The organism is Nocardiopsis sp. ATB16-24 (assembly GCF_030271535.1).
Lineage (GTDB): Bacteria > Actinomycetota > Actinomycetes > Streptosporangiales > Streptosporangiaceae > Nocardiopsis.
Genome location: NZ_JASCXJ010000007.1, coordinates 61365 through 87381 on the forward strand (window position 1 = coordinate 61365; position 26017 = coordinate 87381).

The 26017-nt window shown below is 70.4% G+C and carries 23 protein-coding genes; 15 read left to right on the forward strand and 8 right to left on the reverse strand.

The window, feature by feature from the left end; genetic code table 11:
- The first annotated feature begins 282 nt into the window (after positions 1 to 282).
- Positions 283 to 1479: an MFS transporter gene (locus PFX91_RS10230; protein WP_285731189.1), complete on the forward strand. Its 1197-nt coding sequence runs from the start codon at positions 283 to 285 to the stop codon at positions 1477 to 1479.
- A gap of 274 nt (positions 1480 to 1753) precedes the next feature.
- Here PFX91_RS10230 and PFX91_RS10235 read toward each other — a convergent pair whose 3' ends face one another.
- The 4 genes from PFX91_RS10235 to PFX91_RS10250 all read right to left on the reverse strand — a co-directional run bounded on the left by PFX91_RS10235 (position 1754) and on the right by PFX91_RS10250 (position 6401).
- Positions 1754 to 2455 carry a DNA primase gene (locus PFX91_RS10235; RefSeq protein ID WP_285731191.1) on the reverse strand — a complete coding sequence of 234 codons (702 nt, stop codon included), beginning with the start codon at positions 2453 to 2455 and terminating at the stop codon, positions 1754 to 1756.
- Positions 2456 to 2484: 29 nt separating this feature from the next.
- The gene (locus PFX91_RS10240; protein WP_285731192.1) at positions 2485 to 3924 is read right to left on the reverse strand and encodes a flagellar basal body-associated FliL family protein; all 1440 of its coding nucleotides are present in this window, start codon (positions 3922 to 3924) and stop codon (positions 2485 to 2487) included.
- A 385-nt stretch (positions 3925 to 4309) separates the two neighbouring features.
- Positions 4310 to 5095 (reverse strand): hypothetical protein, encoded by a 786-nt coding sequence (locus PFX91_RS10245; RefSeq protein ID WP_285731193.1) that lies wholly within the window; start codon positions 5093 to 5095, stop codon positions 4310 to 4312.
- 295 nt (positions 5096 to 5390) lie between these two features.
- Positions 5391 to 6401: a YihY/virulence factor BrkB family protein gene (locus PFX91_RS10250; protein WP_285731194.1), complete on the reverse strand. Its 1011-nt coding sequence runs from the start codon at positions 6399 to 6401 to the stop codon at positions 5391 to 5393.
- A 394-nt stretch (positions 6402 to 6795) separates the two neighbouring features.
- Here PFX91_RS10250 and PFX91_RS10255 point away from each other — a divergent pair, with 394 nt between their 5' ends.
- From PFX91_RS10255 to PFX91_RS10295, 9 genes are all read left to right on the forward strand, one after another.
- Complete coding sequence (locus tag PFX91_RS10255) at positions 6796 to 8493, forward strand: nitrite/sulfite reductase (RefSeq protein WP_285731195.1); 1698 nt, start codon at positions 6796 to 6798, stop codon at positions 8491 to 8493.
- A gap of 131 nt (positions 8494 to 8624) precedes the next feature.
- Positions 8625 to 8831, forward strand: a complete 207-nt coding sequence (locus PFX91_RS10260; protein WP_285731197.1) for a hypothetical protein — start codon at positions 8625 to 8627, stop codon at positions 8829 to 8831.
- Entirely contained in the window at positions 8828 to 9529 is a 702-nt protein-coding gene (locus PFX91_RS10265; RefSeq protein WP_285731199.1) for a phosphoadenylyl-sulfate reductase, read from the forward strand. The genes PFX91_RS10260 and PFX91_RS10265 overlap by 4 nt, the downstream gene beginning before the upstream one ends.
- Before the next feature lie 138 nt (positions 9530 to 9667).
- The gene (locus tag PFX91_RS10270; protein ID WP_285731201.1) at positions 9668 to 10462 is read left to right on the forward strand and encodes a sirohydrochlorin chelatase; all 795 of its coding nucleotides are present in this window, start codon (positions 9668 to 9670) and stop codon (positions 10460 to 10462) included.
- A 133-nt stretch (positions 10463 to 10595) separates the two neighbouring features.
- Complete coding sequence (locus PFX91_RS10275) at positions 10596 to 11273, forward strand: pyridoxine/pyridoxamine 5'-phosphate oxidase (protein ID WP_285731203.1); 678 nt, start codon at positions 10596 to 10598, stop codon at positions 11271 to 11273.
- Positions 11274 to 11637: 364 nt separating this feature from the next.
- Positions 11638 to 13269, forward strand: coding sequence for an acyl-CoA dehydrogenase family protein (locus PFX91_RS10280; RefSeq protein ID WP_285731204.1), 1632 nt, complete (start codon positions 11638 to 11640; stop codon positions 13267 to 13269).
- A 264-nt stretch (positions 13270 to 13533) separates the two neighbouring features.
- On the forward strand, positions 13534 to 15696 hold the full coding sequence (glgX, locus tag PFX91_RS10285) for a glycogen debranching protein GlgX (protein WP_285731206.1): 2163 nt from the start codon (positions 13534 to 13536) through the stop codon (positions 15694 to 15696).
- A gap of 180 nt (positions 15697 to 15876) precedes the next feature.
- A complete protein-coding gene (locus tag PFX91_RS10290) occupies positions 15877 to 16677 on the forward strand; it encodes a dihydrofolate reductase family protein (RefSeq protein WP_285731208.1) in 801 nt (266 codons plus the stop codon).
- A 174-nt stretch (positions 16678 to 16851) separates the two neighbouring features.
- Entirely contained in the window at positions 16852 to 17640 is a 789-nt protein-coding gene (locus PFX91_RS10295) for a GntR family transcriptional regulator (protein WP_285731210.1), read from the forward strand.
- Positions 17641 to 17728: 88 nt separating this feature from the next.
- On the opposite strand, the gene PFX91_RS10300 is transcribed toward PFX91_RS10295, so the two are convergent.
- The gene (locus tag PFX91_RS10300) at positions 17729 to 18160 is read right to left on the reverse strand and encodes a hypothetical protein (RefSeq protein WP_285731212.1); all 432 of its coding nucleotides are present in this window, start codon (positions 18158 to 18160) and stop codon (positions 17729 to 17731) included.
- 202 nt (positions 18161 to 18362) lie between these two features.
- On the opposite strand from PFX91_RS10300, the gene msrB reads away from it, so the two are divergent.
- From msrB to PFX91_RS10315, 3 genes are all read left to right on the forward strand, one after another.
- The gene (gene msrB, locus PFX91_RS10305; protein WP_285731213.1) at positions 18363 to 18806 is read left to right on the forward strand and encodes a peptide-methionine (R)-S-oxide reductase MsrB; all 444 of its coding nucleotides are present in this window, start codon (positions 18363 to 18365) and stop codon (positions 18804 to 18806) included.
- 240 nt (positions 18807 to 19046) lie between these two features.
- Positions 19047 to 19715: a phosphatidylserine decarboxylase gene (locus PFX91_RS10310; protein ID WP_285731215.1), complete on the forward strand. Its 669-nt coding sequence runs from the start codon at positions 19047 to 19049 to the stop codon at positions 19713 to 19715.
- Entirely contained in the window at positions 19702 to 20505 is an 804-nt protein-coding gene (locus tag PFX91_RS10315) for a CDP-alcohol phosphatidyltransferase family protein (RefSeq protein ID WP_285731216.1), read from the forward strand. Before PFX91_RS10310 ends, PFX91_RS10315 begins: the two co-directional genes overlap by 14 nt.
- 104 nt (positions 20506 to 20609) lie before the next feature.
- On the opposite strand, the gene hemQ is transcribed toward PFX91_RS10315, so the two are convergent.
- Positions 20610 to 21320: a hydrogen peroxide-dependent heme synthase gene (gene hemQ, locus PFX91_RS10320; RefSeq protein WP_285731217.1), complete on the reverse strand. Its 711-nt coding sequence runs from the start codon at positions 21318 to 21320 to the stop codon at positions 20610 to 20612.
- Entirely contained in the window at positions 21317 to 22783 is a 1467-nt protein-coding gene (gene hemG / locus PFX91_RS10325) for a protoporphyrinogen oxidase (protein ID WP_285731220.1), read from the reverse strand. Before hemG ends, hemQ begins: the two co-directional genes overlap by 4 nt.
- Positions 22784 to 22949: 166 nt before the next feature.
- Here hemG and PFX91_RS10330 point away from each other — a divergent pair, with 166 nt between their 5' ends.
- On the forward strand, positions 22950 to 23984 hold the full coding sequence (locus PFX91_RS10330; RefSeq protein ID WP_285731221.1) for a DUF4349 domain-containing protein: 1035 nt from the start codon (positions 22950 to 22952) through the stop codon (positions 23982 to 23984).
- 91 nt (positions 23985 to 24075) lie between these two features.
- Here PFX91_RS10330 and hemE read toward each other — a convergent pair whose 3' ends face one another.
- Positions 24076 to 25101, reverse strand: coding sequence for a uroporphyrinogen decarboxylase (gene hemE / locus PFX91_RS10335; RefSeq protein WP_285731355.1), 1026 nt, complete (start codon positions 25099 to 25101; stop codon positions 24076 to 24078).
- 312 nt (positions 25102 to 25413) lie between these two features.
- Between hemE and PFX91_RS10340 the strand changes: the two genes are divergently transcribed.
- A complete protein-coding gene (locus tag PFX91_RS10340; protein ID WP_285731223.1) occupies positions 25414 to 25989 on the forward strand; it encodes a DUF3000 domain-containing protein in 576 nt (191 codons plus the stop codon).
- Positions 25990 to 26017: the final 28 nt, after the last annotated feature.

A 26017-nucleotide genomic window follows, 5' to 3' on the forward strand; every position in this document is an offset into this window, starting at 1 on the left:
TGCGGACACGGTTTCCGGCGTGAGGGGTCGGCGGACAACGGGCTGGCAGCCCTTGCGTGGGAGCGGGTCGCGGGGGCGGGAGGGACCACGACGCCGGGGTGCGCCGCGGTCCGTGGGTCGGGGGCGGGCGGACGGCTCCGCGCGGCTGCGGAGCGGAACCTTCATGTAAATCCGGAGTGCGGACAATGGCAAGCGTGCTGCGGCGGGTCGCGCGAAAGCCTGTCATCCGACGACTCGGCCGGATAGCATCTGCGCGTGCCGAGTTCATCGTGGGAGTCGACTGTGAGAACCCCGACCGCGACCGTTCCCCCGCCCCTGGAGGCCCGCAGGGCCAGAGTCGCGGTCTCCGCCCTCTTCTTCGTCAACGGTTTCACCTACACCAACGTCGTTCCGTGGCTGCCGGTGATCAAGTCCCGGCTGGAACTGGGCAACGCGGAGTTGGGGTTGGCGATCGCGGCGATGCCGACCGGAGCGATCCTGACCGGAATGCTGGCGGGCCCCCTCATCCACCGGTTCGGAAGCGGCCGGACCGCCGTGGGTACCGGTCTGATCTCTGTGGGAGCGCTCCCATTCCTGGCGTCGGCACAGAACTGGTGGACGCTGGCCGCGACGCTGTTCGTCCTGGGCAGCGCCGACGCGTGGACCGACTCGGCGCAGAACGCCCACGGGCTGCGCGTGCAACGGCGTTACGGGCGCACCATCATCAACACCTTCCACGCGGTGTGGAGCATGGCCGCGGTCGCCGGTGGTCTGCTGGGCGCGGCCATGGCCGGATCGGGGGTGCCCGTCCTGTGGCATCTGAGCGGTGTGGCGGGGCTCTTGGTGTGCGTGAACCTGATGGCGGGTCGGATGCTGCTGCCCGGTCCGGACAGCGCCGAACGCGAGGACGGAACCGAGAACGGGACCGGGCGTCGGCCGCGCGTACCCGTGCGGGCCGTACTGCTGTTGCCGGCGCTCGGCGTGCTGTTGATGTTCGCCGGAGGCATCGAGGACTCGGCCGCCTCGTGGGGTGCGGTGTACATGACCTCGGAGTTGGGGACGCCCCTGTTCCTGGCCGCGATGCCGTTCGTGGCCTGCCAGGCGATGATGACGTTGGGACGCCTGGTCGGAGACCGGGTGACCGACCGCTTCGGAGCGGCCACCGTGGGACGCGCCTGTGGACTTCTGGCGGCCGGCGGCATCGCGTTCGCCCTGCTGCTGCCGTATCCGGTGACCACGGTGATCGGCTTCGGGGTGATGGGACTCGGCGTGTCCACCCTGTTTCCGTTGACGCTGGCCGCGGCGGGTGACGTCCCGGGAGTGCGCACCGGGGACGGGGTCACGGTGGTCGGGTGGCTGGGACGGGCGGGGTTCTTGGCCTTCCCTCCCCTGGTGGGGCTCCTCGCCGACTCCTTCGGCCTGGGTGTCGCGCTGTGGGTGATCGCGGGGGCGGGTGTGGGCGCCTTCCTGCTCGCGTTCGCGCTGCGTCCACGGGGATGAGCGTCCGGGCCCACCTCATCGTCGGGGCGGCCCGGACCGTCGGAGAAGGACGGTGTGCGGGTGCGCCGAAGCGTCCCTGACGGAGAAAAGGGAAGGGCCCCGACCGTCGACTCCGGCGATCCTGTCCGGAGACGGTCGGGACCCTCGTGCCCGCACGGCTCGGCCGTACGGTGCGGGGGTGCCTCAGGCGGTGTCCTCCAGGGAGTCCGCTCGCCCCGCCCGGGCCTCCGAAGGGGTCCGGGCGGGGCTTTGAGCGAAATTCCGTCGGACGACCCTAGGCGATCGGGGCGGGGCGACGGGCGCCGGCCCACAGGGCCAGAACACCGATACCCGTCACGACGGCGCCACCGAGCACGAATCCCTGCATGTCGACGCCGGTGGCGGCGAGGGTGTCGTCACCACCGCCGCTGACCGGGGCGGGGGCACCGGGAGCGGTGCCGCCGGCGGTGCTGCCGGGCGCGGTGGTGCCACCACCGGGAGCCTGGCTCTCATCACCGTCGTCGCCGGGCTTCTCACCCTCCCCCGGGTCCGGGTCCGGGTCCGGATCGGGGTCCGGGTCGGGGTCCGGGTCCGGGTCGGGGCCCGGGTCCGGGTCGGGGCCCGGGTCCGGGTCGGGGTCAGGATCCGGTTCGGGGTCCGGCTCACCGGGACCGGGCTCCCCACCATCACCGGGGTCGGGCTCCGGCTCGGGCTCGGGTTCACCGGGACCGGGCTCACCGCCGTCACCGGGGTCGGGCTCCGGCTCGGGCTCGGGGGTGGTCGGGAAGTCGAACGGCTGCGGCGCCGTCAACTGCTCGGCCGCATCCTGGGTGGGCAGAACCTCGACGACCGGGGTCTCGACCGTCTCCTCGGCCGCCTCGGGGGCGGCCTCGGGAACGGTCTCGTCCACGGTGTCGGCGAACACCGGGCCCGCGGAGAACCCGGCCATGAACAGGCCGGCCGCGGTCACGGTGAAGAACCGCTTCTTGGGGGACATCCCACTCCTTTCTTTTCTCGGGTACTGCCTTACTCGGGGGGGATGGCATAGAGGTGGTCCTCGTGGACCACGATGGCCCGCTCGCCGAGCAGACCACTGGGTTGAACGGAACCCTCCTCGGCGCGCTCGACCCCGCCCTCGGCGTCGACGGCGGCCGGGGCGCCGTCGAGTCGACCGAAGACGAGGGAGCCGACCGCGATGTCGGGCTCGAAACCGGGCACCACGGAGGTCCGACCGTTCTCGGGGTCCATCACCACGGGACCGTAGGCGACCAGGTCCGTGCCCACCGGTCCCGAACGGTGGCGCACGCCCTCCAGTTCGTCGGGGTCGATCTCCGCGCCGCCCAGCACGCTGCCGTCCCGGCTGTCGTGGAAGGCCAGGACGGTGCCCTCTCCGCGCAGGGGCTCCCAGCGGACGATGACGTACTCGCGCAGGGCGGTCACCACGGACTCCATCTCGCCACCGTTCTCGGGGCGCCGGGGGTTGACCTGCACGGCGTCGCCGTCGGTATCGGTCCAGGTCCAGGGACCGTTCACCACGGCGGCCAGGATCTCCTCGCCCTCGGCGAGCATGGGGGCGGATCCGGCGGGGACCTCGACCCGTTCGAGCTCCTCCCCCACCAGGACGAAGGCCTCCTCCTCGTTGCGGACGAGCACGGAGTCCCCCACGTACTGGGCCGCGGTGTCCTCGGGCAGGTCCACGCTGCTCGGGGCACCGCCCGAGGCGGGCCAGAGCCACAGCGTCCCGGCCGTCTCCATGACGATGGCCGTCTCCCCGCCGTAGTCCACGAAGCGAGGAGCCCCGAGGAACTCTCCCGAGGCGGCCGGCAGGTCGACCGACCACCGACTCTCGCCTTCGGCGTCGAGCAGGTTGAGGCGTTCCTGGGGGTCGATGTAGGCGAGCAGGTCCCCCTCGCGGCTGATCCCCGGCTGGGTGTCGGGGGCGAGTTCCCGGACGAAGTCGACGATCTCCGAGAAGTGGGGTGGCGCCGGGTGGTTCAGGGTGGTCGCGTCCGCCGCGTCCTCGGGCTCGGCCCCGGTCGGGGACGAGGGCAGGAACCGCCAGACGACCGCACCCGCGCCGACGAGCAGGATCAGGGCCAGGACGGCGGCCCCCACGATGGTCAATGTCCGTTTCCCGCTGGATCCCCCGCTCTCGGGCCCGGTCGAGGGCCGCGGGGTCGGAGCGCTTTCCGGTGCGGCCTGGTCGGCGGCCTGGACCACGCCATCGGGCGTGGCGATCAGGTGCCAGTAACCGTGCGCGTCACGGGCGTCGACGAGGACCGGCTGCCCGATCCTGGCGGCGTAGCCGGTGGCGACGTCCAGTGCCGCGCGCCGTGTCTCCCGGGGGAACCGACCGGTGACGACCTGCCGGTGTCCCTCGACATGGATCTCGGCACTGCGTTCGTCGGGTGCGATGACGATGACGGCGGTGGGCCGGGACTGCCCCGGTCGGGACGCCCGGCTCATGGTGCCTCCGAAGGCATGGAAAACGTGGACCTGTTCGTGTACGGGGTACGGGTACCTCGGTCAGCGCTGACGGTGGGTCGCGTCCCGGGGGTCACCGGGAGATGGGCCTCGGCACACACGTAGTCAACACTGCACGTGATCATACTGACCGTTGACGGTCACGCCCATGTCGGCCGTGTACCGGCCGGGCGGGTGCCGACCACCGCGATCACGGATGTCGTTCCGATTCTCCTTCCCTGAGGTGGGAGAAAGTCCGCACACGGGACGTGGGAGGCGGCACGTGGGCTGCCCGGCACTGGAATGGATGCTTCTTCAAGGCATAAGGTTCACACCGAAAATGGCCGATTCCGGCCACGGCGCTCCCTTCGGTCACGCCCGTATCCGGTCAGTCCCTCTCCGGGGCGGGGATCTGGACCATCCGGAAGTACGCCCCCGGGTCACGGCTCCGTACACGGTTCGCCTGTCGGTCGGGGCGGACCGGTTCGATGGTGAGGTGGAGTGCCTCCCCCGGTTCCGCCAGGAGGGGGACCGGGGCGTTCGTGAGCCTGCCGTACCTGCCCTGGACACGGTGCGGACCGGGGGGAAGACCGACGACGAGGGTCTGGCCGGGGCCGAGAGTGCCCACGCGGTCACCGTCCACGATGATCCGGTAGTCGACCAGTGCGTCGAACGGTCCCCGGTCGATCCGGTGGACGAGGAGCGGCGTCCACCCCGGCGGAACCTGGTCCGGGCTTCTGATACCGATGACCTTGGGTCCTGTCAGCTCGGGTTGCGCGAGCGCCTCCCGCAACTCCCACCGTTCACGCCTGTGCACGGCGCGGGAGGCGACGCCCCCCGCGCAGGCCACCATCAGCAGAGGCGTCAAGGACCAGAACCCGTGGGAGAGGACCAGGTGGGACGCCCAGACCAGGCAGAGGAAGAAGAGGATCCACATCAGGTGGTACGAGCCGAGAAGGACGTGCCTCGTGCAGTGGAGCCGCCTCCGCTCCCCGACGGTGAGTTCCGGTCCGGCCGCCGCGGTGAACGCGACGGGGAGGGCGAGAAGGACGGCGAGGAAGACCCCGGCGGCCAACGGCACGGCATCGCCGGTGAGGTGCGTCCACATCGCGATCATGCCGCACGTGAAGAGACCGAACGCCGACTCCTGAAGCAGGAGGTGGGAGGCCCTCACCAAGACCTCCCCCGCCGGTCGCGGAGGGAGTCCTTCGCGTCGAGGACGGTGGGCACGAGGGGCGCGGGCCGCATCGGTCGCGAACCGAGCACGGTCTTCACACCGGCCGGAGCGGACTCCTCGTCCACTCCGTCCGACCTCGCGGGAACACTCATGGGGGACGGCCTTTCGGGGATGCGCCGTGTCGGCTCGGGGCGGCGAAGGTGCGACCCTCCTGCCGGACGGCACGGTGAGACTACCGAAGAGACCGGACCCGCCACGGTCCCACGGTCGGTCCGGGTGCGGTCGGAGCCGGTCAGCGGTCGTCGTCCTCCGTGAGGGTGTCGAGCATCGCCTGTTCCCTGCGCCGGACGAGACGGTCGGCCCGGTCGAAATGTCGGTTGGCGATCTCCGCGCGGGCGGCGGCGGTGCGCACGGTCGGCCACAGGGCGTCGATCTCGGCGTTGAAGGAGGACCCCACCAGCACGGCGATGGCCATCACGAACAACCAGGCCAGGATCGCGATCGGCGCGGCCAGGGATCCGTAGATGCTCACCTGTCCCAGGGAGGCGTCCAGGTAGGCGCGCAGCAGCACGGACCCGACGATCAGCACCAGTGTGGCCAGCAGCGCCCCCGGCAGGTGACGCCACAAAGGGGTGCGCACCGGCACGCTGAGCGCGTACAGCAGCGTGACCGCGGCCGTGGCCATGAGGGCGACGGTCGGCCAGTAGAACAGGTTGAGCCGCCCCACGGTCATCGGCAGCAACGCGTTGAGGAGGTCCGGTCCGGCCACCAGGACCGGCAGGACCAGGACGGCGAACAGCAGGCCGCCCAGATAGGCGAGGAAGGCCAGGATGCGTTGGCGGATCCAGCCGCGTATCTCGTCCAGCCCGTAGGCGATGGTGATGGAACGGATGAAGACGTTCATCGCCCGCGACCCCGACCACAACGACACCAGGAACGTCACCGACAGCACTCCGCCCTGGACCCCGCCCAGGAAGTCGTCCACGAGCGGCTCCACGACGCTCTCCACCGTGTCCGGGGTCAGCACCCGCGCGGTCAGGTCCAGGATCCACAGCCGGATCTCCTCGACGAGTTCCTCCCCCAGCACGGCGGCGAGCGGGCCGAGCGCGCCCAGCAGACCCAGTAGGAGGGCCGGCAGGGAGATCAGGGTGAAGAACGCCGACTCCGCGGCCAGTCCGATGACCCGGTTACGGGAGAAGGCACGGATGGTGCGCGTGACGAGGAGCGTCCCGTTGTGCACATGGCGGTGCCGCCCCAGCCACGCCTCGACCGCGAACCACACTCTCTCCCAAAGACCCACCACGGAGGAAACGTTAGCGGGCCGCGTTCCGGAGGAGGGATCCGGGCACCCACGTCACGTGACGCGGCTCACTCGGCGGCGTCATGAGGGCGCCTGGACAAAGCCCCGGCCCCGTGACATTCTTCAGGACATGATCGCTGCCCTGGACCCCATGCTCTGCGTGCGCCGCCACGTGGATCTGCTTCGGGTCCGCAGCGCGATCTGTTGCAGCGTCGGTTAATCTCGCCGCCTTTGACGCACCCCAGGGGTGTGCGCGGCGCCGGCGCTCCCCCTTCTCTTCGTTCCCACACGCGAAATCCGACTCGTTCGCAGGCACGACGACGTGCCGCGACACGGGTGATGAGGCGCGGGCGCCGGGGCCGTGAACGCTCCGCGACACCCATCGGAGACACCCGCGATGCCTCCCTCTTCCGCGCAGACCGGCAGGACAGCGACCGCGGCCAAGCCGCGCCGCCGCCGTGGTGAGGGCCAGTGGGCCCTCGGCTACCACGAGCCGCTGAACCAGAACGAGGAGAACAAGAAGAACGACGACGGGCTCAACGTCCGCGATCGCATCATCGACATCTATTCCAAGGCCGGATTCGACTCGATCGACCCGTCCGACCTTCGCGGGCGCTTCCGCTGGTTCGGGCTGTACACCCAGCGGGCCCCGGGCATCGACGGCGGCAAGACGGCCGTCCTCGAACCCGAGGAACTCGAGGACCGCTACTTCATGTTGCGCGTGCGTACCGACGGAGGGCAGCTGACCACCGCCCAGCTGCGCGTCCTCGGCGAGATCTCCCGCGACCACGCGCGTGACACCGCGGACATCACCGACCGCCAGAACATCCAGTACCACTGGGTCCGGATCGAGGACGTACCCGTGATCTGGGAGAAGCTGGAGGCGGTGGGCCTTTCCACCACGGAGGCCTGCGGCGACACCCCACGCGGCATGCTGGGCTGTCCGGTGGCGGGCGTGGCCGAGGACGAGGTCATCGACGCCTCGCCGCAGCTCCGGCAGATCTACGAGGAGCACATCGGCAGTCCCCTGTTCTCCAACCTGCCCCGCAAGTTCAAGACCTCGATCTCCGGGTGCGCCTCCCACTGCGTCAACCACGAGGTCAACGACGTGGCGTTCGTCGGTGTGCGCAACGAGCGGGGCGAGGTCGGCTACGACCTCCAGGTGGGCGGAGGCCTGTCCACCAACCCGATGTTCGCCCTGCGCCTGGGCGCCTTCGTGCGACCGGACCAGGTGAGCGAGGTCTGGGCGGGGGTCTGCTCGGTCTTTCGCGACTACGGCTACCGTCGCCTGCGCTCGCGCGCCCGCATCAAGTTCCTCATCAAGGACTGGGGCGCGGAGAGGTTCCGGGAGGTGCTGGAGAAGGAGTACCTGGGCTACGCGCTGCCCGACGGTCCGGCTCCCGAGCTGGACTCGGGGCTGCGCCGTGACCACGTGGGCGTCCACCGTCAGAGGGACGGAAGGTTCTACGTGGGCTTCGCTCCCCGCGTGGGCCGGACCCCGGGCACGAAGCTGGTGCGCGTCGCTGAGATCGCCGAGGAGCACGGTTCGGGTCGCGTCTGCACCACGCCCGACCAGAAGCTCATCATCCTGGACGTCGAACAGGAGCGGATCGCCTCCCTCACCGCCGCTCTGGAGGCCGAGGACCTTCAGGTCCATCCGAGCACGTTCCGCCGTCAGACGATGGCCTGCACCGGTATCGAGTACTGCAAGCTGGCGATCGTGGAGACCAAGGGACGCGCCTCCTCCCTGATCGACGAGCTGGAGAGGCGACTGCCGGACTTCGCCGAACCGCTGACCATCAACCTCAACGGTTGCCCGAACTCCTGCGCGCGCATCCAGGTCGCCGACATCGGGTTCAAGGGCCAGTTGGTCGTGAACGACCGCGGCGAGCAGGTGGAGGGCTACCAGGTACACCTGGGCGGCCACATGGGACTGGACGCCTCCTTCGGCAGGAAGGTGCGCGGTCTGAAGACCACCGCCGAGGACATGCCCGACTACGTCGAGCGGGTGCTGCGCCGGTTCCAGGAGCAGAAGGAGGACGGCGAGTCGTTCGCGTCCTGGGTCGGTCGGGCCGAGGACACGGACCTGAAGTAGTCCGAGCCGCCGTGGTCCGGTCCGGACCACGGCGGCCGACCCCACAGCAGTGCGGCCGGTTCTGGAGGGTCCGTGCGGGCCCTCCCCCACCCGAACCGGTCAAGGCCCCGAGCAAGAGGAAGAGGTGCGCCGTGTCCGAGAGGTCCGCGCCCCACTACTGCCCCTACTGCGGCGACGAGGACCTGGTGCCGGAGGAGGGCGCCCCGGTCAAGGGTGAGGGCTATCCCTGGGCCTGTCTGTCCTGTGCCCGGGTGTTCCGGGTCAAGTACGTCGGGTTGCGCTCCGCGTCGTTCTCCGCGGAAGGCGCCCCCACCAGACCGACGGAAGGAAATCCATGAGCACCACCATCACCCCCGTGGGCGGAGCCGAGTTCGCCGAACGCGCGGCGGAAGAGCTGGAGGAGGCCTCGGCGCAGGAGATCATCGCCTGGGCGTCGCAGACCTTCGGCGACCGGCTGTGCGTGACGTCCTCCATGGCCGACGCCCTCATGGTCGACCTGGTCTCCAGGCAGGTCCCGGGCATCGACGTCATCTTCCTGGACACCGGCTACCACTTCCCCGAGACCATCGGCACCCGTGACGCCGTCGCCTCGGTGTACGACATCAACCTGATCAACGTCGAACCCGTCCGCACGGTGGTCGAGCAGGATCTGGCCCTGGGCCCGCGTCTGCACGGACGCGATCCCGGTATCTGCTGTCATCTGCGCAAGGTGGAGCCCCTCCAGAGGGCTCTGGCCCCCTACTCGGCCTGGCTGACCGGTCTGCGCCGGGAGGACTCGGCGACCCGCCGCGCCACCCCCGTCGTGCAGTGGGACGGTCGGCGGCGGATGACCAAGGTGAACCCGATCGCCCGATGGACCCAGGAGGAGGTCGACTCCTACATGGCCGAGAACGGGGTGATCGTGAACCCGCTCCAGTACGACGGCTATCCCTCGATCGGATGTGAGCCGTGCACCCGGCGGGTGGCTCCCGGCCAGGACCCGCGCAGCGGCCGGTGGGCCGGTACAGGCAAGACCGAGTGCGGAATCCACATCTGAGCGGGTGCCGCGTCGCGGGCGGTGCCGTCGGCCCGCCCGCGACGCGGTGACCGGCGACGTGTCCGCTTCCTTTCGTTCTCGTGGGGTGCGGGCCCGGCCGGGCCACGGTGTCGGCCCGACACATCCGAAGGCGAGGAGATGACGGCGGTGGACAGGACCGGAAGAGCGTGGGGCGGAGCACCCGAGGGGGACGTGCCCCTGCTCGCGGTGGCACACGGGAGCGCCGATCCCAGAGCCGCGGAGACGGTGTCCGCGGTGTTCGAGCGGGTGCGGTCGTTGAGGCCCGGACTGGACGTGAGGGTGTCCTATCTGGACCATGTGGCGCCCGGCGCGGCGACCGCCCTGGAGGAACTGGCCGCCCGTGGGGCGGGTGAGGCGGTGGTGCTGCCGATGCTGTTGACGGCGGCCTACCACAGCAAGGTGGACCTGCCGGGGGTGTTGGAGGAGGCGCGTGAACGCAGCCCCTGGCTGCGGGTGCGCTACGCCCACACCCTGGGCCCGCACCCACTGTTGCTCGACGCGGTGGAGAGGCGTCTGGAGGAGGCCGGGGCCCGACCGGGTCCGGACACGGCGTTGGTGCTGGCCTCGGCCGGTTCCAGCGATCCGGAGGCCAACACGACCGTGTCCGCCATGGCCTCGGAGCTGGCCGCACGCGGTCCTTGGCGCGAGGTGGCGGTGGCGTACGCGTCCGCGGCCTCCCCCCGCCCCGGCGAGGCGGTCGCGGCCCTGCGTGAGCGGGGCGCCTCACGGGTGGCCGTGGCGACCTACCTGTTGGCTCCGGGGTTCTTCGCCGACCGCGTGCGCGACCAGTCCGTACGGGCGGGTGCGCGAGTGGTCTCGGCGGCGTTGGGGGACGCGCCCGAACTGGCCCGGGTGGTACTGGAGCGTTATGACGCCGCCAGGGCCGCCGGGCACACCGCCGGGATGCTCTGAGGCGCGCGTCGAACCTTCCGTGACTTCTCCGCCGCCCCGGGAGGACGCCTTGCCCCGGGCTCGGGTCCTCGAAAGAATCACCGGGAGGCGTTCGGGAGGGGCGTCGACGATCCATGGGCTCGGGGGTGATCCGGTGTCGGAGACGGGGAAGTCGGCGCGGGAGGGTGTCCGCGACCTGTTGCGGGGTCTGCCCGTGTTCGCCGGTGAGCTGCCGGGCTTCGATCCGGGGGCGGCTCCCGAGGATCCGGCGGAGCTCTTCCTGGAGTGGTTCACCACGGCGGTCCGCGGTGGTGTGTCCGAACCCCACGCGATGACGGTCGCCACCGCGGACAGGGACGGGGCGCCCTCCGCCCGGGTGGTGATCATGAAGGACTTCACCCCCGAGGGCTGGTGGTTCGCCACCACGACCACCTCGCGCAAGGGGCGGGAGTTGGCCGAGAACCCCCGCGTCGCCCTGCTGTTCTACTGGGGGTCGCAGGGGCGGCAGGTGCGGGTGCGGGGCCGCAGCGAGATGGCGGTTCCCCGCCAGTGCGCGGACGACTACCTGGCCCGGCCCCTGGAGTCCCGTGTGGCGGGTCTGCACGGAAGGCAGAGCGAGCCCCTGGCCGACCTCGCCGACGTCGACCGTGCGGCGGACGAGAGCCGCCAAAGGTTGGAACGCGACCCGGGGCTGGTGCCCGAGGACTGGGGGTTGTACCTGGTCCGTCCATCCGAGGTGGAGTTCTGGCAGGCCGACCCGGACCGGCGCCACATCCGTCTGCGTTACGGCCGCGCGGGCACGGGGTGGGAGCGCGGACTGTTGTGGCCCTAGCGTGAGGGCGGGCGGCCCCGCTTCGCGAAGGGCGCCGGCTGCGCGCCGTCCCCGTTCCCGGCCATGACCGGGTGTCGCGTCTGCTCCGGGGGCTCCCCTCTGCCGGGGTCTCCTCCGACGGGGGTGTACCCCTGATCCGGCGCGGGGACCCGTGTCGGAGGGGTCTCGGCCGGCTCGTCCTTCCTCACGGGTCGCGCGTCGCTCTCGGCCAGCGCGTTCGGCACCGGACACGGCCGGTTTCCCGATCGCGGCACCGGCGGCTTCGCCCCGGGTGGACCGAACCTGATTCTGTTCTGTGTCATCGCCGCGGGTAGGATTCCCGCACCCCGGATCACCCGCGTCCAGGAACGGAAAGGCGGCCGCCATGCCCCCGACACACGAGGTCTTCAATCAGGCTCCCCCGCTCGGCGACTACGCCGCCGCGGACGATCCCGCCCTGTTGGAGGGACTACGGCGCGAGGGAGCGGGATGGGCCGAGGCCGAGGTGCGCGAGGTGGGCGACGCGGCGGGCTCGGAGCGCGTCCGCGCCTGGGGCGAGTCCGCCAACGCCTATCCGCCCGTGCTGCGCACCCACGACCGTTACGGGCACCGGGTGGACGAGGTCGACTACCAGCCCGCCTACCACGTGCTCATGGACCAGGCGGTGGAGCGGGGCATGCACGCCGCGGCCTGGGCGGACGAACGGCCCGGGGCGCATGTGGCCCGCGCCGCCAAGTTCTTCCTGTGGTCCCAGCCCGAGGCGGGTCACGGGTGCCCCGTCTCGATGACCTACGCGGCGATCCCCACCCTGCGCCACTCCCCTGAGCTGGCGCGGCGGTACGAGCCCCTGTTGACCGCGCGCGTCTACGACTTCGGGTTGCGGGCACCGCACACCAAGCGCGGGCTCATCGCCGGTATGTCGATGACCGAGAAGCAGGGCGGCTCGGACGTACGCGCCAACACCACGCGCGCGGTGCCCACCTCGGAGGGCCACTATCTTCTGACCGGGCACAAGTGGTTCACCTCCGCGCCGATGAGCGACGTGTTCCTCACCCTGGCCCAGGCCCCGGAGGGACTGACCTGTTTCCTGGTGCCCCGGGTCCTGGAGGACGGCGGCCGCAACGCGCTGCACATCCAAAGGCTCAAGGACAAGCTCGGCAACCGGTCCAACGCCTCCGCCGAGCTGGAGTACGACGGCGCCGTCGCCCACCTGGTCGGCGAACCGGGCCGGGGCGTGCGCACCATCATCGAGATGGTCAACTGCACCCGACTGGACTGCGTGATCGGTTCGGCGTCGGGGATGCGGGCCGCGGTGGTGCAGGCGCTGCACCACGCCGAGCACCGGCGGGCCTTCGGTTCGACCCTGGTCGAGCAGCCTCTGATGCGCAACGTGCTCGCGGACCTGGCTCTGGAGTCGGAGGCGGCCACCGCGTTGATGATGCGTCTGGCCGGGTCCGTGGACCGCGCGATGCGCGGTGACGAGGGCGAGGCCGCCTTCCGGCGGCTGGGGGTGGCCGTGGGCAAGTTCTGGGTGACCAAGCGTCAGCCGGCGCACGCGGCCGAGGCGCTGGAGTGCCTGGGCGGCAACGGGTACGTGGAGGAGTCGGGCATGCCCCGGCTCTTCCGGGACTCCCCGCTCAACTCCATCTGGGAGGGCTCGGGCAACGTGGCGGCACTGGACGTGCTGCGCGCGATGGGTCGCAGTCCCGAGGCCCTGGAGGCGTTCATGGCCGAACTGGGCGCCGCCAGGGGGTCGGACGGTCACTACGACGCGGCGGTCGAACGGTTGGAGGAGACCCTCGGCGACCCCGACCGGATCCAGTACCGGGCGAGGTCCGTGGTGGAACTGATGGCACTGACCCTCCAGGCCTCGGTGCTGTTGCGGTACGCGCCGAACCCGGTCGCCGAGGCCTTCACCGCCTCCCGTCTGGGCGGCGAGTGGGGCCATGTCTTCGGGACGCTGCCCCGAGGGGTGGACACCGGTCTGATCCTGGAGCGGGCCCGTCCACACGGATAGTTTTCCCAAATCCCATCAATAACAGCGAACGTTCTTAACTCTGACAATTCCATCTACAAAATCCGTAAAGGGACGGCCGGTGAATGATCACCGGCCGAATAGGCATACTTCCACGTCCGGAGCGGAACAAAGAAGTCGTCACAAAAACGAACCCGGGCCTTCGGGTGGGTCGCGGATCCGTGAACCCCTTCCCCAGCGGGAAGGGGTTCACGTGACCGGACCGCCTCTCCCGACGGCCCTGACTCCAAGAGACTGACGAGGCCTATGGTGGAAGTCTGGCCGGGTAGTTCCTATCCGCTCGGTGCGACCTACGACGGGTCCGGCACCAATTTCTCCCTTTTCTCCGAGGTCGCCGAGCGAGTGGACCTGTGTCTGTTCGACGACGACGGCGAGGAGACCCGCATACAACTGACCGAATACGACGGATTCGTCTGGCACGGCTATCTTCCCGGCATCGGCCCGGGACAGCAGTACGGGTACCGGGTCCACGGACCCTACGCTCCCGAACACGGCCTGCGCTGCAATCCGAACAAACTGCTCACCGACCCGTACGCCAAGGCCCTGAACGGCAACCTCACCTGGCACGAGTCCCTGTTCAGTTACCATTTCGCCGCACCCGACCGGAAGAACACCAAGGACAGCGCGCCCTACGTACCCAAGTGCGTGGTGGTCAGTCCGTTCTTCGACTGGGGCAACGAGTCCCGGCCCCGCACGCCCTACCACCGGACGGTGATCTACGAGGCGCACGTACGCGGTCTGACCATGCGCCATCCCGGGATCCCCGAGCACCAGCGGGGCACCTACTCGGGGCTGGCCCATCCGGTGATGATCGACTACCTCACCTCGCTCGGAGTGACGGCGGTCGAGCTCATGCCGGTGCACCACTTCGTGCCCGAGCACGCCATGGTCGCCCGGGGGCTGACCAACTACTGGGGCTACAACACCCTGGCCTTCCTCGCCCCGCACAGCGGGTACGCCGCACGCGGCTCGCGCGGGCAGCAGGTCCAGGAGTTCAAGGCGATGGTGAAGTCGCTGCACGAGGCGGGCATCGAGGTGCTGTTGGACGTGGTGTACAACCACACCGCCGAAGGCGACCACATGGGGCCCACGTTGTCGTTGCGCGGTATCGACAACCTCAGCTACTACCGGGTCAGCGACGAGGACCAGCGTTACTACCTCGACTACACCGGCTGCGGCAACAGCCTGAACGTGCGCCACCCGCACTCGTTGCAGCTGATCATGGACTCGCTGCGCTACTGGGTCCTGGAGATGCACGTGGACGGGTTCCGCTTCGACCTGGCCTCGGCCCTGGCCCGGGAGTTCCACGACGTGGACCGGTTGAGCACCTTCTTCGACATCGTCCAACAGGACCCGGTGATCTCCCAGGTCAAACTGATCGCCGAGCCCTGGGACGTGGGACCCGGCGGCTACCAGGTGGGCAACTTCCCTCCGTTGTGGACGGAGTGGAACGGCAAGTACCGCGACACCGTGCGCGACTACTGGAGGGGCCAGCCGGTGGTGGGCGAGCTGGCCTCACGCCTGGCCGGGTCCAGTGACCTGTACCAGGACGACGGCCGTCGCCCGGTGGCCTCCATCAACTTCATCACCTGCCACGACGGCTTCACCATGGCCGACCTGGTCTCGTACAACCACAAGCACAACGAGGCCAACGGTGAGAACAACCGGGACGGCACCAACGACAACCGGTCCTGGAACCACGGTGTGGAGGGCCCCACCGAGGACCCGGAGATCCTCACGCTGCGCCGTCGTCAGGTGCGCAACTTCCTGGCCACCCTGTACCTGTCCCAGGGGGTGGTGATGCTCTCTCACGGTGACGAGGTGGGACGCACCCAGGGCGGCAACAACAACGCCTACTGCCAGGACAACGAGATCTCCTGGATCGACTGGAAGGGAGCGGGGCTCGACGCGGACGGGGAACCCGACAACGATCTGCTGGACTACGTGCGCGAACTGGCGCGGCTGCGCCGGGAGCATCCGGTCTTCCGGCGGCGTCGCTTCTTCCGTGGCAGCCCGGTGGGCGGCGCCACCTCCGGCAAGAAGGGCCTGCCCGACATCGTGTGGCTGCGACCCGACGGCAAGACCATGTCCGGTGACGACTGGAACTCCACCGGACAGGCCCTGGGCGTCTTCCTCAACGGGGACGCCATCACCGAACCCGATCCCCGAGGCAGGCGCATCCGGGACAGCTCGTTCCTGCTCCTGCTCAACAGCAGCGCGGAGACGGTGAAGTTCACCATGCCCGGCACCACGTACGGAACAGCGTGGGAGACCGTTCTGGACACGGCCGACCCCGACGTGGAGGGACGGCCGTTCGTGTCCGCGTCCCGCCCGGTGAAGGTGATCGACCGGGCACTGCTCCTGCTGCGCAGGGTCTCGCCCCAGAAGGCGACGACGCTCCGTTCCTGAGCTGCGCCGGACAGAGACCGGCCGCCCGGCCGTCGCGCTCGTGCGGGGGTCGGGCGGCTCTCCTTCCGCGGGGAGGCCGAGCCGCCGGGACCGGGGACGGGCCATCACCCCCGGGTCCAGGGCACGCCTGGAGCGCCTGCGGACACGCACCGCCCTGTGCACCGCCTACTCTGTGTGACCATGTCGAGCACACACACCGATGGGACGAACACCCCCACCGCCTTCCGTGAACTGCTGCCCTCCCCCGGCGGCGCGGACGTGGACCTGACCGCCGCCTACGCCTATCCCGAGGGTCTGGACCGGCCCTGGATACGCGCCAACATGGTGGCCAGCACAGACGGTGGCGCCGTCGGCCCGTCCGGGCGCAGCCTCGAACTGTCCTCGGGGCCCGACCGCAGGGTGCTGGGGCTGCTGCGGGGCCTGTGCGACGTGGTGCTGGTGGGCGCGGCCACCGCACGGGCGGAGGGCTACGGTCCGGTACGCGCCCGCAAGGCGTGGACCGAGCTGCGCGCCGGCCGAACGCCCACCCCCGCCGTCGCCGTGGTCTCCCGATCCCTGGACCTGCCGGAGAAGTTGTGGAAGGAGGCGCCGGGATACGCGCGCACCCTGGTGTTCACCACGGCGGAGTCCCCGGTGCGACGCCGCCGGGCCGTGGAGGAGTACGCCGACGTCGTGGTGGTCGACGGGGAGTCGGTGAGGCCCGCGCACGTGGTGGAGGCCCTGGCCGAGCGTGGGTTGTACCGGGTACTGACCGAGGGCGGTCCGCACCTGTTGGCGGAGTTCGTGGGGGCGGGACTGCTGGACGAGCTGTGCCTGACGCTGAGCCCGCTGCTGTTGGGCCCGGGTGCTCCCCGCATCGTCGCGGGAGGACCGGGCGCGCGGGAGGTCTCGGCCCACGCTCCCGCCCAGAGCACGCCCGTACGGCTGGCACACCTCCTGGAGGCACAGGGCAGCCTGTTCGCCCGTTACACCAGGGATTAGATCGGCTGCCGGGAACACGCCGGTAACCGGTCGGTTTCGGTCACCCCGCGGTCACGCATGAACCGTCCCGTAACCGGACATACCCGAAGTGTGCCCTCCACTGGAAGTACCAGGATCGAGCAAGGGACACACCATATCGACGGGGCTTACCGGCTTGGCCCCCCGGCCGAGAGGATGAACGTGGTGCCGACGTCCGAAAACGGATCCCCTCCGGTCTACCGCGAGATAGCCGAGGAACTACGCGAGCAGATCCGCTCCGGACGGTACGCCGACGGCGACCGCCTGCCCGGGGAGAACGCCCTCATGGAACACCACGGTGTCGCACGGGCGACCGCGAGGCAGGCGCTCTCCGTACTGATCAACGAGGGCCTGGTCGTGGCCGTGCGCGGCTCGGGGATCTACGTACGTCTGTTCCGGCCCCTGCGAAGGCATGGAGCCCGACGTCTCTCCAAGGAGCTGTGGGGCGCCGGGCGCGCGATCTGGGAGACCGACGGCGACGACCGGGACTACGAGGTGGACCGTCTGCTCGTGGAGGAGAGCGTTCCCGACGAGCACGTGGCGCGCGCGCTGGGGCTGCCCGAGGGTGCCGGCGTGCTGCGGCGCTCACGCCGTTACCTGGTGGACGGCAGGCCGGTGCAGACCTCGGTCTCCTACCTGCCCCTGGCCGTCCTGGAGGAGGCCGGCGCCTCCGCGGCCGCCCGGCGTATCCGTGAGCACGACACCGGCCCCGGGGGCATCTACGCACGTCTGGCCGAGATGGGGCGGGCACCGGCCCACTTCACCGAGGAGATCCGCGTGCGCATGCCCACCCCCGAAGAGAACGAGGAACTGCGGCTGGCCCCGGGCACCCCGGTGTTGGAGGCCGTGCGCACCGCGTTGACCGCCGAGCACCGGCCGGTGGAGTTCAACGAGATCACCATGGACGGCTCGGCGTACGTACTGCGCTACGACTTCCAGGCCTGAGGTCGCACGGACCTTCGGAGGAGGACCGCCCCGACGACGGCGAAGGGGGAGGGACGCCCGGGGCGTCCCTCCCCCTCTCGGAGTCGGCTCAGCGACAGCCTCGTCTGGAGGCGAACACCAGGTACACGAGCAACAGGAGCATGACCCCCACCACCAGCGCACCCACGGCGACGAAGGGCAGGAAGCCCGACGCGGTCATCGCCCACCGCGCCATGCCGAACCCCAGGAGGACCGCCAGTCCCACCGAGCACACGGCGATCGCCGTGGCGAGGAGCAGCAGTCCGCGATCACTCCAGGGTTCCGGCCTGGCCAGACCGATCCGCGTGACCGTGGCGCGAACACTGAGCTCGGCGGCCCAGCGCAACTCACGGCCGACGGCTCCCACCTCGGCCGCCACGACCCGCGGCCACGACCTCGCTCCGGTGGTGGCCTGGTCGATCCACCACAGTCCGTATCGGACCCTTCCCACGCGCAGTGGTCGCCTGCCCACCCCGAGTACCTGTTGAGCTGTAACGGCCATGTCACCGCCTTAGCGCACCGTTCGACCACTGACCCTGATGACAGCCGTACCCGTCACTTTCGTCACTGAACGTCGCCAAAGACGAAGTTAGGGGTATGTCACCACGGAGCGGGGTTCACCTGACTTTCGCGCCACAACCGACACAGCGTCACGACGGGGAGCGAGGCGGCATCCGGACACGATTGCGGGTAGCGTCGGGAGTATGGCTGACTCAGCGGACAAGGCCCCGAACAGCGGCGAGGGGCTCAAAGACATTCCCCGCACCGACCAGGAGTGGCGCGAAAGGCTCAACGCCCAGGAGTACGCGGTGTTGCGACAGGCGGCCACCGAACGTCCTTGGACGGGCGCCTACGTGGACACCAAGACCACCGGCGTCTACCGTTGCCGGGGTTGTGGCGTCGAACTGTTCCGCTCCGCCGAGAAGTTCGACTCCCACTGTGGGTGGCCCAGCTTCTACGACCCCGCCGACTCCGACGCCGTCACCCTGCACGAGGACCGTTCCCTGGGCATGGTGCGGACCGAGGTGCGGTGCGCCACCTGCGATTCCCACCTGGGCCACGTCTTCCACGGCGAGGGATACGCCACACCCACGGACGCCCGGTACTGCATCAACTCCGTGGCCCTGACCCTGGAGCCCACCGAGTAGTTGTCGTACGATCCTGGTGCCGGACGCGTGTTCCGAGCGCGCTCTCCGCGGCCGTGATCCGATCGTGGGGGAATCAGGGATAATCACATCCAGCGCACCAACGGCCGGCCCCCACCGACCCGTGGGGCGCGGCGCGAAGGCGCCGACCCGCCAGCCCATCCGGTGACGGCCCCGGACCGACCCCCTCACCGTGGCGACCGGTGTGCGGGCGAAACGACAGACCCGCGACGAAAGCGCTCGATGAACGACGACCCACCTTCCTCATCCGCCTCCCACCGACCCCCGGCACGTCCGCGCCTGGGTATGGCCCAGGGCTCGGCCCCCTGGCTGTTGCCCGCGCTGGGCGCCGCCGGGGCCGCCGTCCTTTCCGCCCGGGGGTCCCGGGCCCGCACCGCGTTCGCCGTCCCCCTCGTCGCTCTGGCGGCGGGAATGACCTGGTTCTTCCGCGACCCCGAGCGGGGACCGGCGACCGGGCGGGTGCTGTCCGCGGCCGACGGCGTCGTCCAGAGCCTCGACCCCCAGCCCGACGGGCGCATCCGGGTCGCGGTGTTCATGAACCCCCTCAACGTTCACGTCAATCGCGCCCCCCTTGCCGGCGTGGTGACGGGCGTCGAGCACCGCCCGGGCGGTTTCCGCCCCGCATTCGACAAGGACAGCGAGCGTAATGAACGCGTCATCTGGACCCTTGAAACCGAGATCGGTGAGATCACGGTCGTTCAAATCGCCGGCGCGATGGTCAGGCGTATCGTCCCGTATCTCGCTGCGGGGCAGAAGGTCGAGCAAGGCGAGAGGATCGGGCTCATCCGGTTCGGGTCCAGGGTCGATGTCTACCTTCCGGCCGGTATCGCCCCGGCGGTGGAGATCGGCCAGAAGGTCCGTGCCGGAGAAACCCGTCTTGACGCCGACTGAGACGGTGGTGGCGACCGAGGCGGTCGTCTCCACGACCTCGGAGGAGGGTGCCCCCCGGCTTCGTCTGGGGGTGGCCGACTACCTGACCCTCGGCAACGCCCTGTGCGGTTTCCTGGCGGTGTGGGCGCTGGTGGCGGCCCAGACCGCGCATGCGGCGACCGGCGCGGTCGGCCCGCTGCCGCGTACGGCCATGGCCACGGTCGTGGGCCTGTTGTTGGTGGCCGCGGCGCTGGACGTGCTCGATGGCCGGGTGGCCCGCAGACTGGGCGGCAGCGGCATGGGCGCGGAACTGGACAACCTGGCCGACGTGATCAGCTTCGGGTTCGCCCCGGCGTTCTTCTTCGTCCTGTGGGGCATGCGGATGCAGGAGGCGGGAGGGCTTCCCGTGGCGGCCGGCGGCGCGGTGCTCCTGGCGGTCATCGTGCGGCTGGCCCGTTTCTCCCGACAGGCGCCGGGCACGAACTACTTCACGGGGCTGCCCTGCCCCTTCGGGGCCATGGCCGTGGTCACGGTGGTGCTGCTGGACCCGCCTCTGCTCGTGGGCGTGACGGCGGTGCTGCTCATCTCCTGGTTGATGGTGAGCCGGATGGAGTACCCCAAACCGCGTGGCCGTAAGGCCTACGCGGTTCTGAGCCTGCTGACGGTCGGGGTCGCCCTCATGGCCGCCTGGGGCATGGGCCTGCCCGCCGGTCAGACGCTCATCTACCTGATGAGCGCCGCCGTCCTGGGCTTCATCGTCACGATCCCGTTCTACGTCCTGGCGACCCGCCGGGACTCCCGGCGCGGCTGAGACGCCACCGACGTCGGGTGCCCCCGGAGGGAGGATCCCTCGGGGGCACCCGACGGTGTTCTCTCAGGGGCTCGGCCCCGCCGCGTGCACGGCCGTCAGCCGATTCAGGGCAGGGAGTCGACCAGTTCGGCGACGCTCTTGCGGCGGCCCGTGTAGAAGGGCACCTCCTCACGGGTGTGCAGGCGGGCCTTGGCGCCACGCAGGTGGCGCATCAGGTCCACGATGCGGTGCAGTTCGTCGGCCTCGAAGGCGAGCATCCACTCGTAGTCGTTGAGTCCGAAGGAGGACACGGTGTTGGCGCGCACGTCCGGGTAGGGGGCGGCCATGCGACCGTGCTCGGCGAGCATCTCGCGGCGCTCGTCGTCGGGCAGCAGGTACCACTCGTAGGAGCGTACGAACGGGTACACGCACACGTACTCCCGGGGCTCCTCGCCCGCCAGGAAGGCGGGTACGTGGCCGCGGTTGAACTCGGCGGGGCGGTGCAGTCCCACGACCGACCACACCGGGGTGCTGAGCCGGCCGATCCTGGTGCGGCGGAAGGACGTGTACACGTCCTGGACCCGGTCGGGGGAGTCCCCCACCCACCAGAACATGATGTCGGCGTCGGCGCGCAGTCCCTGGACGTCGTAGCCGCCACGGGTGGTCACACCCTGCTCCGCGGCCTTGTCCAGGAGCGTGGTCAGCTCGTCGGCCGCCGCGGCGCGGTCGATCCCCTCCAGGCTCTCGACCTTGAAGACCGACCACATGGGGTAGCGGATGAGCGCGTTGAGATCGGTGCCGTCCTGGCCGGCGGCTTCGTTCTGCTGGTCCGTCACGGGTTGACTCCTTGTTGGTTCGTTCCGGCGTCGTCGCCACCGGAGGTGGAGATGTTCGTCCTGAGGGTGTCGACCAGGCGCGCGACCTCCTGGTCCGCGTCGGCGATGCAGGCGGGAATGCCCACACCGCCGTAGACGGCGCCGCACACCCCCAGGCCCGGGACACGGGCGACGTCCGAGCGCACGCGCTCGACGAGGCCGGCGTGTCCGACGTCGTACTGCGGCAGCCCGCCGTTCCAGCGGGTGACCCGGGTCTGCACGGGCGTCCCGGACACACCGGTGACCGTGCCCAGGTCGCGCAGGGCGACGCGGGTGAGCTCCTCGTCGGAGCGTTCGAGGATCCTGTCCTCTCCGAACCTACCGATGGAGCAGCGCAACACCACCAGTTCGTCGCCGGGGTTGGCCCGGGCCAGCTCCTCGGCGAGCCAGGGCCACTTGTTACTGGAGAAGGTGGCGGCCTTGATGGTGAGCCCCTCCCCCGCGGGGACCAGGAAGCCGCTTCCGACGAGCGGTCCGGGGAAGGCGGAGGCGGGAAGGGCCATGGTCACCAGGGCCATGTCGGCGTACTCCACGCCCCCCAGTTCGCGTGAGGCCTCGGGGGCGTGTTCGGCGAGCAGCCGGGAGGCCTCCGAGGCGGGGCAGGCCAGAAGGACGGCGTCGCAGGAGATGCGCTCGTCGTCGTCCAGGTGGACCCGCCACCCCTCGGGAAGGCGTTGCAGGCCACGGACTCGACGACCCAGGCGCAGGCTGGAGGAGTGACGCTCGGCGAGCTCACCGACGAGCCCGGCCACACCTCCCCGCAGGGAGGCGAAGACCGGCCCGGGCTTGGTGGGCGCCGCGCCCCCGCCTCCGAGGGCGGCGCGCACGGCGAGCAGCAGGGAGCGGTCGCGGCGGGCCATGGAAGCGATCTGGGGCAGTGTGGAGTCGAGGGAGAGTCGGTCGGCCCGGCCCGCGTAGACACCGCCCAGAAGCGGCTCCACGAGGCGGTCGACGACCTCCTGTCCCATGCGGGAGCCCACGTACGCGGCGACGGAGACGTCCCCGTCCACACGGGTGCGCGGCGACACCACGTCCAACCCCGCGCGCAGGGTGCCGGCCCAGGAGAGCACACCGCTGCGCGCCAGGGCGCGCAGGTCACCGGGCACGCCCATGAGCTGGCCCTTGGGCAGGGAGCGCAGGCGCCCGCGACTGTAGACCGCGGCGCCTCCGGGGCCCGGATGGACCACACGGTCGTCGAGACCCAACTCACGGAACAGGTCGACGGCCTCGGGCCGTCGGGCCAGCACCGCCTCGGCTCCCGCGTCGACGTCGACCCCCGCCACCGGCGAGGCGCGCAACTTCCCCCCGGGAACGTCGGCGGTCTCCACCACGGTGGTGGTGAACCCCCGGCCGACAAGGCGGTGAGCGGCGGTCAGTCCGGAGACCCCGCCTCCGACCACGACGACGTGCGGTGCTTCAGGCATGTCTCCAGCTTCCCAGATGGCGCGGGTCACAGCGATCCACCGTCCCGCTGGGCGCCCGATGTCCTGGATGGGGCCCTCCGGGACGGGACGTGACGGGGGAAGACACCGTTGCGAGGTCGTTACCACCGGCGCACAACGGGCACGGCCCCGCATGCGTCGAAGGGTCATGTCCACCACAGCGTTCCCCCCGCCCCACCGCGTCATCCGGGTGGTGTCCTCCATGGCCCTGGCCGCTCTGCTGGCCACGGCGTGTGGTTCCTCCCTCCGGTCCGAAGGCTCCGCGGCCGACGAGCCGGCGGCCCACTCCCCTCAGACCGGGTACCACGCCGTTCCGGAGGACGGCGCCGCCGGAGAGCGGACCGGGGAGTCCGGGCCGGAGGGCGGCGCCTCGGTCGACTCCGAGGTGGAGGTCGGGGATCGGCGACTGGTGCACACCGCCGACATGACGGTCCGGGTCGAGGACGTGACGGAGGCGGTCGACCAGGCCAAGAGGCTGACGATCGACGCGGACGGCTACATCGCCCACGAGACCCTCTCCACTCCCCGGGGCGGCACGCCCGCGGGTTCGTTGACGTTGCGCGTGCCGAGCGAACGCTACGAGGAGGTGTTGGAGGACCTGGCCGAGCTGGGCGACCGGTCGAACCTGGAGCGTTCGGTCGAGGACGTCACCGAGGAGATCGCGGACGTCGAGAGCCGCGTGGAGTCGGCCGAGACCGCTCTGGAGACACTGCGGGGCTATCTGGAGGAGGCCGAGAACGTCGACGACCTGCTACGGGTGGAGAACGAGATCCAGACCAGACAAGCGGAACTGGAGGCGTTCCAGGCACGTCTGGAGACGCTGCGCGACCAGACGTCGTACTCGACGGTGCACCTGACCTTGAGCCCCCCGGAGACGTATGTGGAGGAGCCCGCGAACGACCCGATCGGATTCCTGGGCGGACTGGAACGCGGTTGGCGGGCCCTGGTCGCCCTCGGTGAGGGTGTCGCCGCGGTCGCGGGTTGGCTGTCACCCTTCGTGGTGACCGTCGTCGTGCTGGGCGCGGGACCCCTGTGGTGGTACCGCGCGCGAAGGAGGGCACGCCCCGCCCACGAGGGCTCCCCGTCCGGACGTGGCGGGCCCGAAACCGAGGAGGAGACGGGGAACGGGAAGGCCGTGCCCTCCGAGGGGGCCGGGAGGAAGGCTCCCGAGGACCGGGGATAGCCGCGCGGTGCCCGGCCCCGCTGCGGGGTCGGGCACCGCGGAGAGGGCGGGAGGCGTGTGAGGCCCGTGATGGAGTACGGACCGTTCCGCCTCAGCGGGCGCTCTGCTCGTGCACGAACTCGGTGAGACGTTGGAGCATGTCCGGGTCGGTGGTCGGCAGCACTCCGTGCCCGAGGTTGAAGACGTGCCCCTCGGCCGCCTCTGCTCGGGAAAGGATGTCGCGGGTGCGCTCGGCGACGACCTCCCACGGGGCGAACAGGGTCGCCGGGTCCAGGTTGCCCTGGAGGGCGACACCCGGTCGCACGCGTTGGGCCGCCTCGTCCAACGGCACACGCCAGTCCACGCCCACCACGTCGGCACCGGCCTCGCCGAGCAGGCCCAGCAACTCTCCGGTACCCACACCGAAGTGGATGCGCGGCACCTCGTACTCGCCGAGCTGATCGAAGATCCACGAGGAGTAGGGCAGGACCGAGGCCCGATAGTCCTCGGCGCTCAAGGCGCCCACCCAGGAGTCGAAGAGCTGGACGGCGCTGGCGCCGGCCTCGATCTGGGTGCGCAGGAAGCCCAGCGCGATGGTGGCGAGGCGACGCATCAGCTCGTCCCACAGCTCGGGCTCGCCGTACATGATCGCCTTGGTGTGTTCGTGGTTCTTGGACGGGCCGCCCTCGATGAGGTAGGAGGCCAGGGTGAAGGGAGCGCCCGCGAAGCCGATCAGGGGTTTGTCACCCAACTCGCCGACCAGCTGGCCCACGGCCTCGGTCACGTAGGGCAGATCGTCGGGCTCGATCTCGCGCAGTCGCTTGACACCGGCCGCCTCCCGGATGGGTTCGGCCACCACGGGACCGATCCCGGGCTTGATGTCGAGGTCGATGCCGATGGCCTTGAGCGGGACGACGATGTCGCTGAAGAAGATCGCGGCGTCGACGTCGTAGCGGCGCACCGGCTGCATCGTGATCTCGGTGATCATGTCCGGGCGCGCGCAGGCTTCGAGCATCGGCACGTCGGCACGGACCCGTCGGTACTCGGGCAGGGAGCGCCCGGCCTGGCGCATGAACCACACCGGGGTGTGGCTCACCGGAAGGCGCCGGCAGGCGCGAAGGAATGGAGAATCTTGCAGGGTCACCCTTCGATCGTGCCATGCCCTCGCCGGTGCTCCCACTCGGATCGCCGTATCGCCGGCTCCACCGCCTTCCACCGCCGCCCCGCCGCCACCGGGCCCTGATCACCGAAACCCCGTGCCCGACGGCGGAGCGATCCCAAGATCATCACAAAACACCGACACGCCGGGCGAACTCCGTCCAGGGCGGCGTGACTCGTGCCACGGTCGTCTGCGTGCCCACCATCGTGCCTGTGGCGGGGAGGCGGAGCATGCCCAGGCGATCCCCGCCCAGACGTGAATCACCACAGAACGAAGGCTGACGTTTCCACCATGCCCGATGTCGGTAACGCCGAGGACGCCAACGAGACGTTCCGGCGAGCGGTCGAGGCCCTGCGCTCTCCCCTCCTGCGCCCCGAGATCACCGTTCGGGAGATCCCCGCCCCCCAACGGCTGGCTCCCCACTCCGCCGCCGTCTCGGCCGAGGTGACCGTGCAGGGCGAGGAGGTCGCCTGGGGGCGGCTCATCGTGCTCTACGATCCCGAGGACACCCGCGACTGGCCGGGGCCGTTCCGTGTGGTCTGCCAGGTCAACTCCGAACTGGAGTCGGAGATCGCGAGCGATCCGTTGCTCGGACCGGTGGCCTGGAGTTGGCTGACCGACGCCTTGGAGGCCAACGACGCCGCCCACCACACCCTCAGCGGCACCGTCACCCGGGCCACCACCGAGGGTTTCGGCACCAAGGCCGACCAGGGGTCCACCACCGAGGTGGAGATGCGCGCCTCGTGGACGCCGGAGTCCGACGACCTGGCCGGACACGTCAACGCGTGGTCCGCTCTCCTGGCCTCCGCGGCGGGGCTACCTCCTCAGGACGTCACCGACATCGGCAGGCAACGCTCCCGTCCCTGACCTTCGCGGGGTCGGTCCGGCGCGGTCC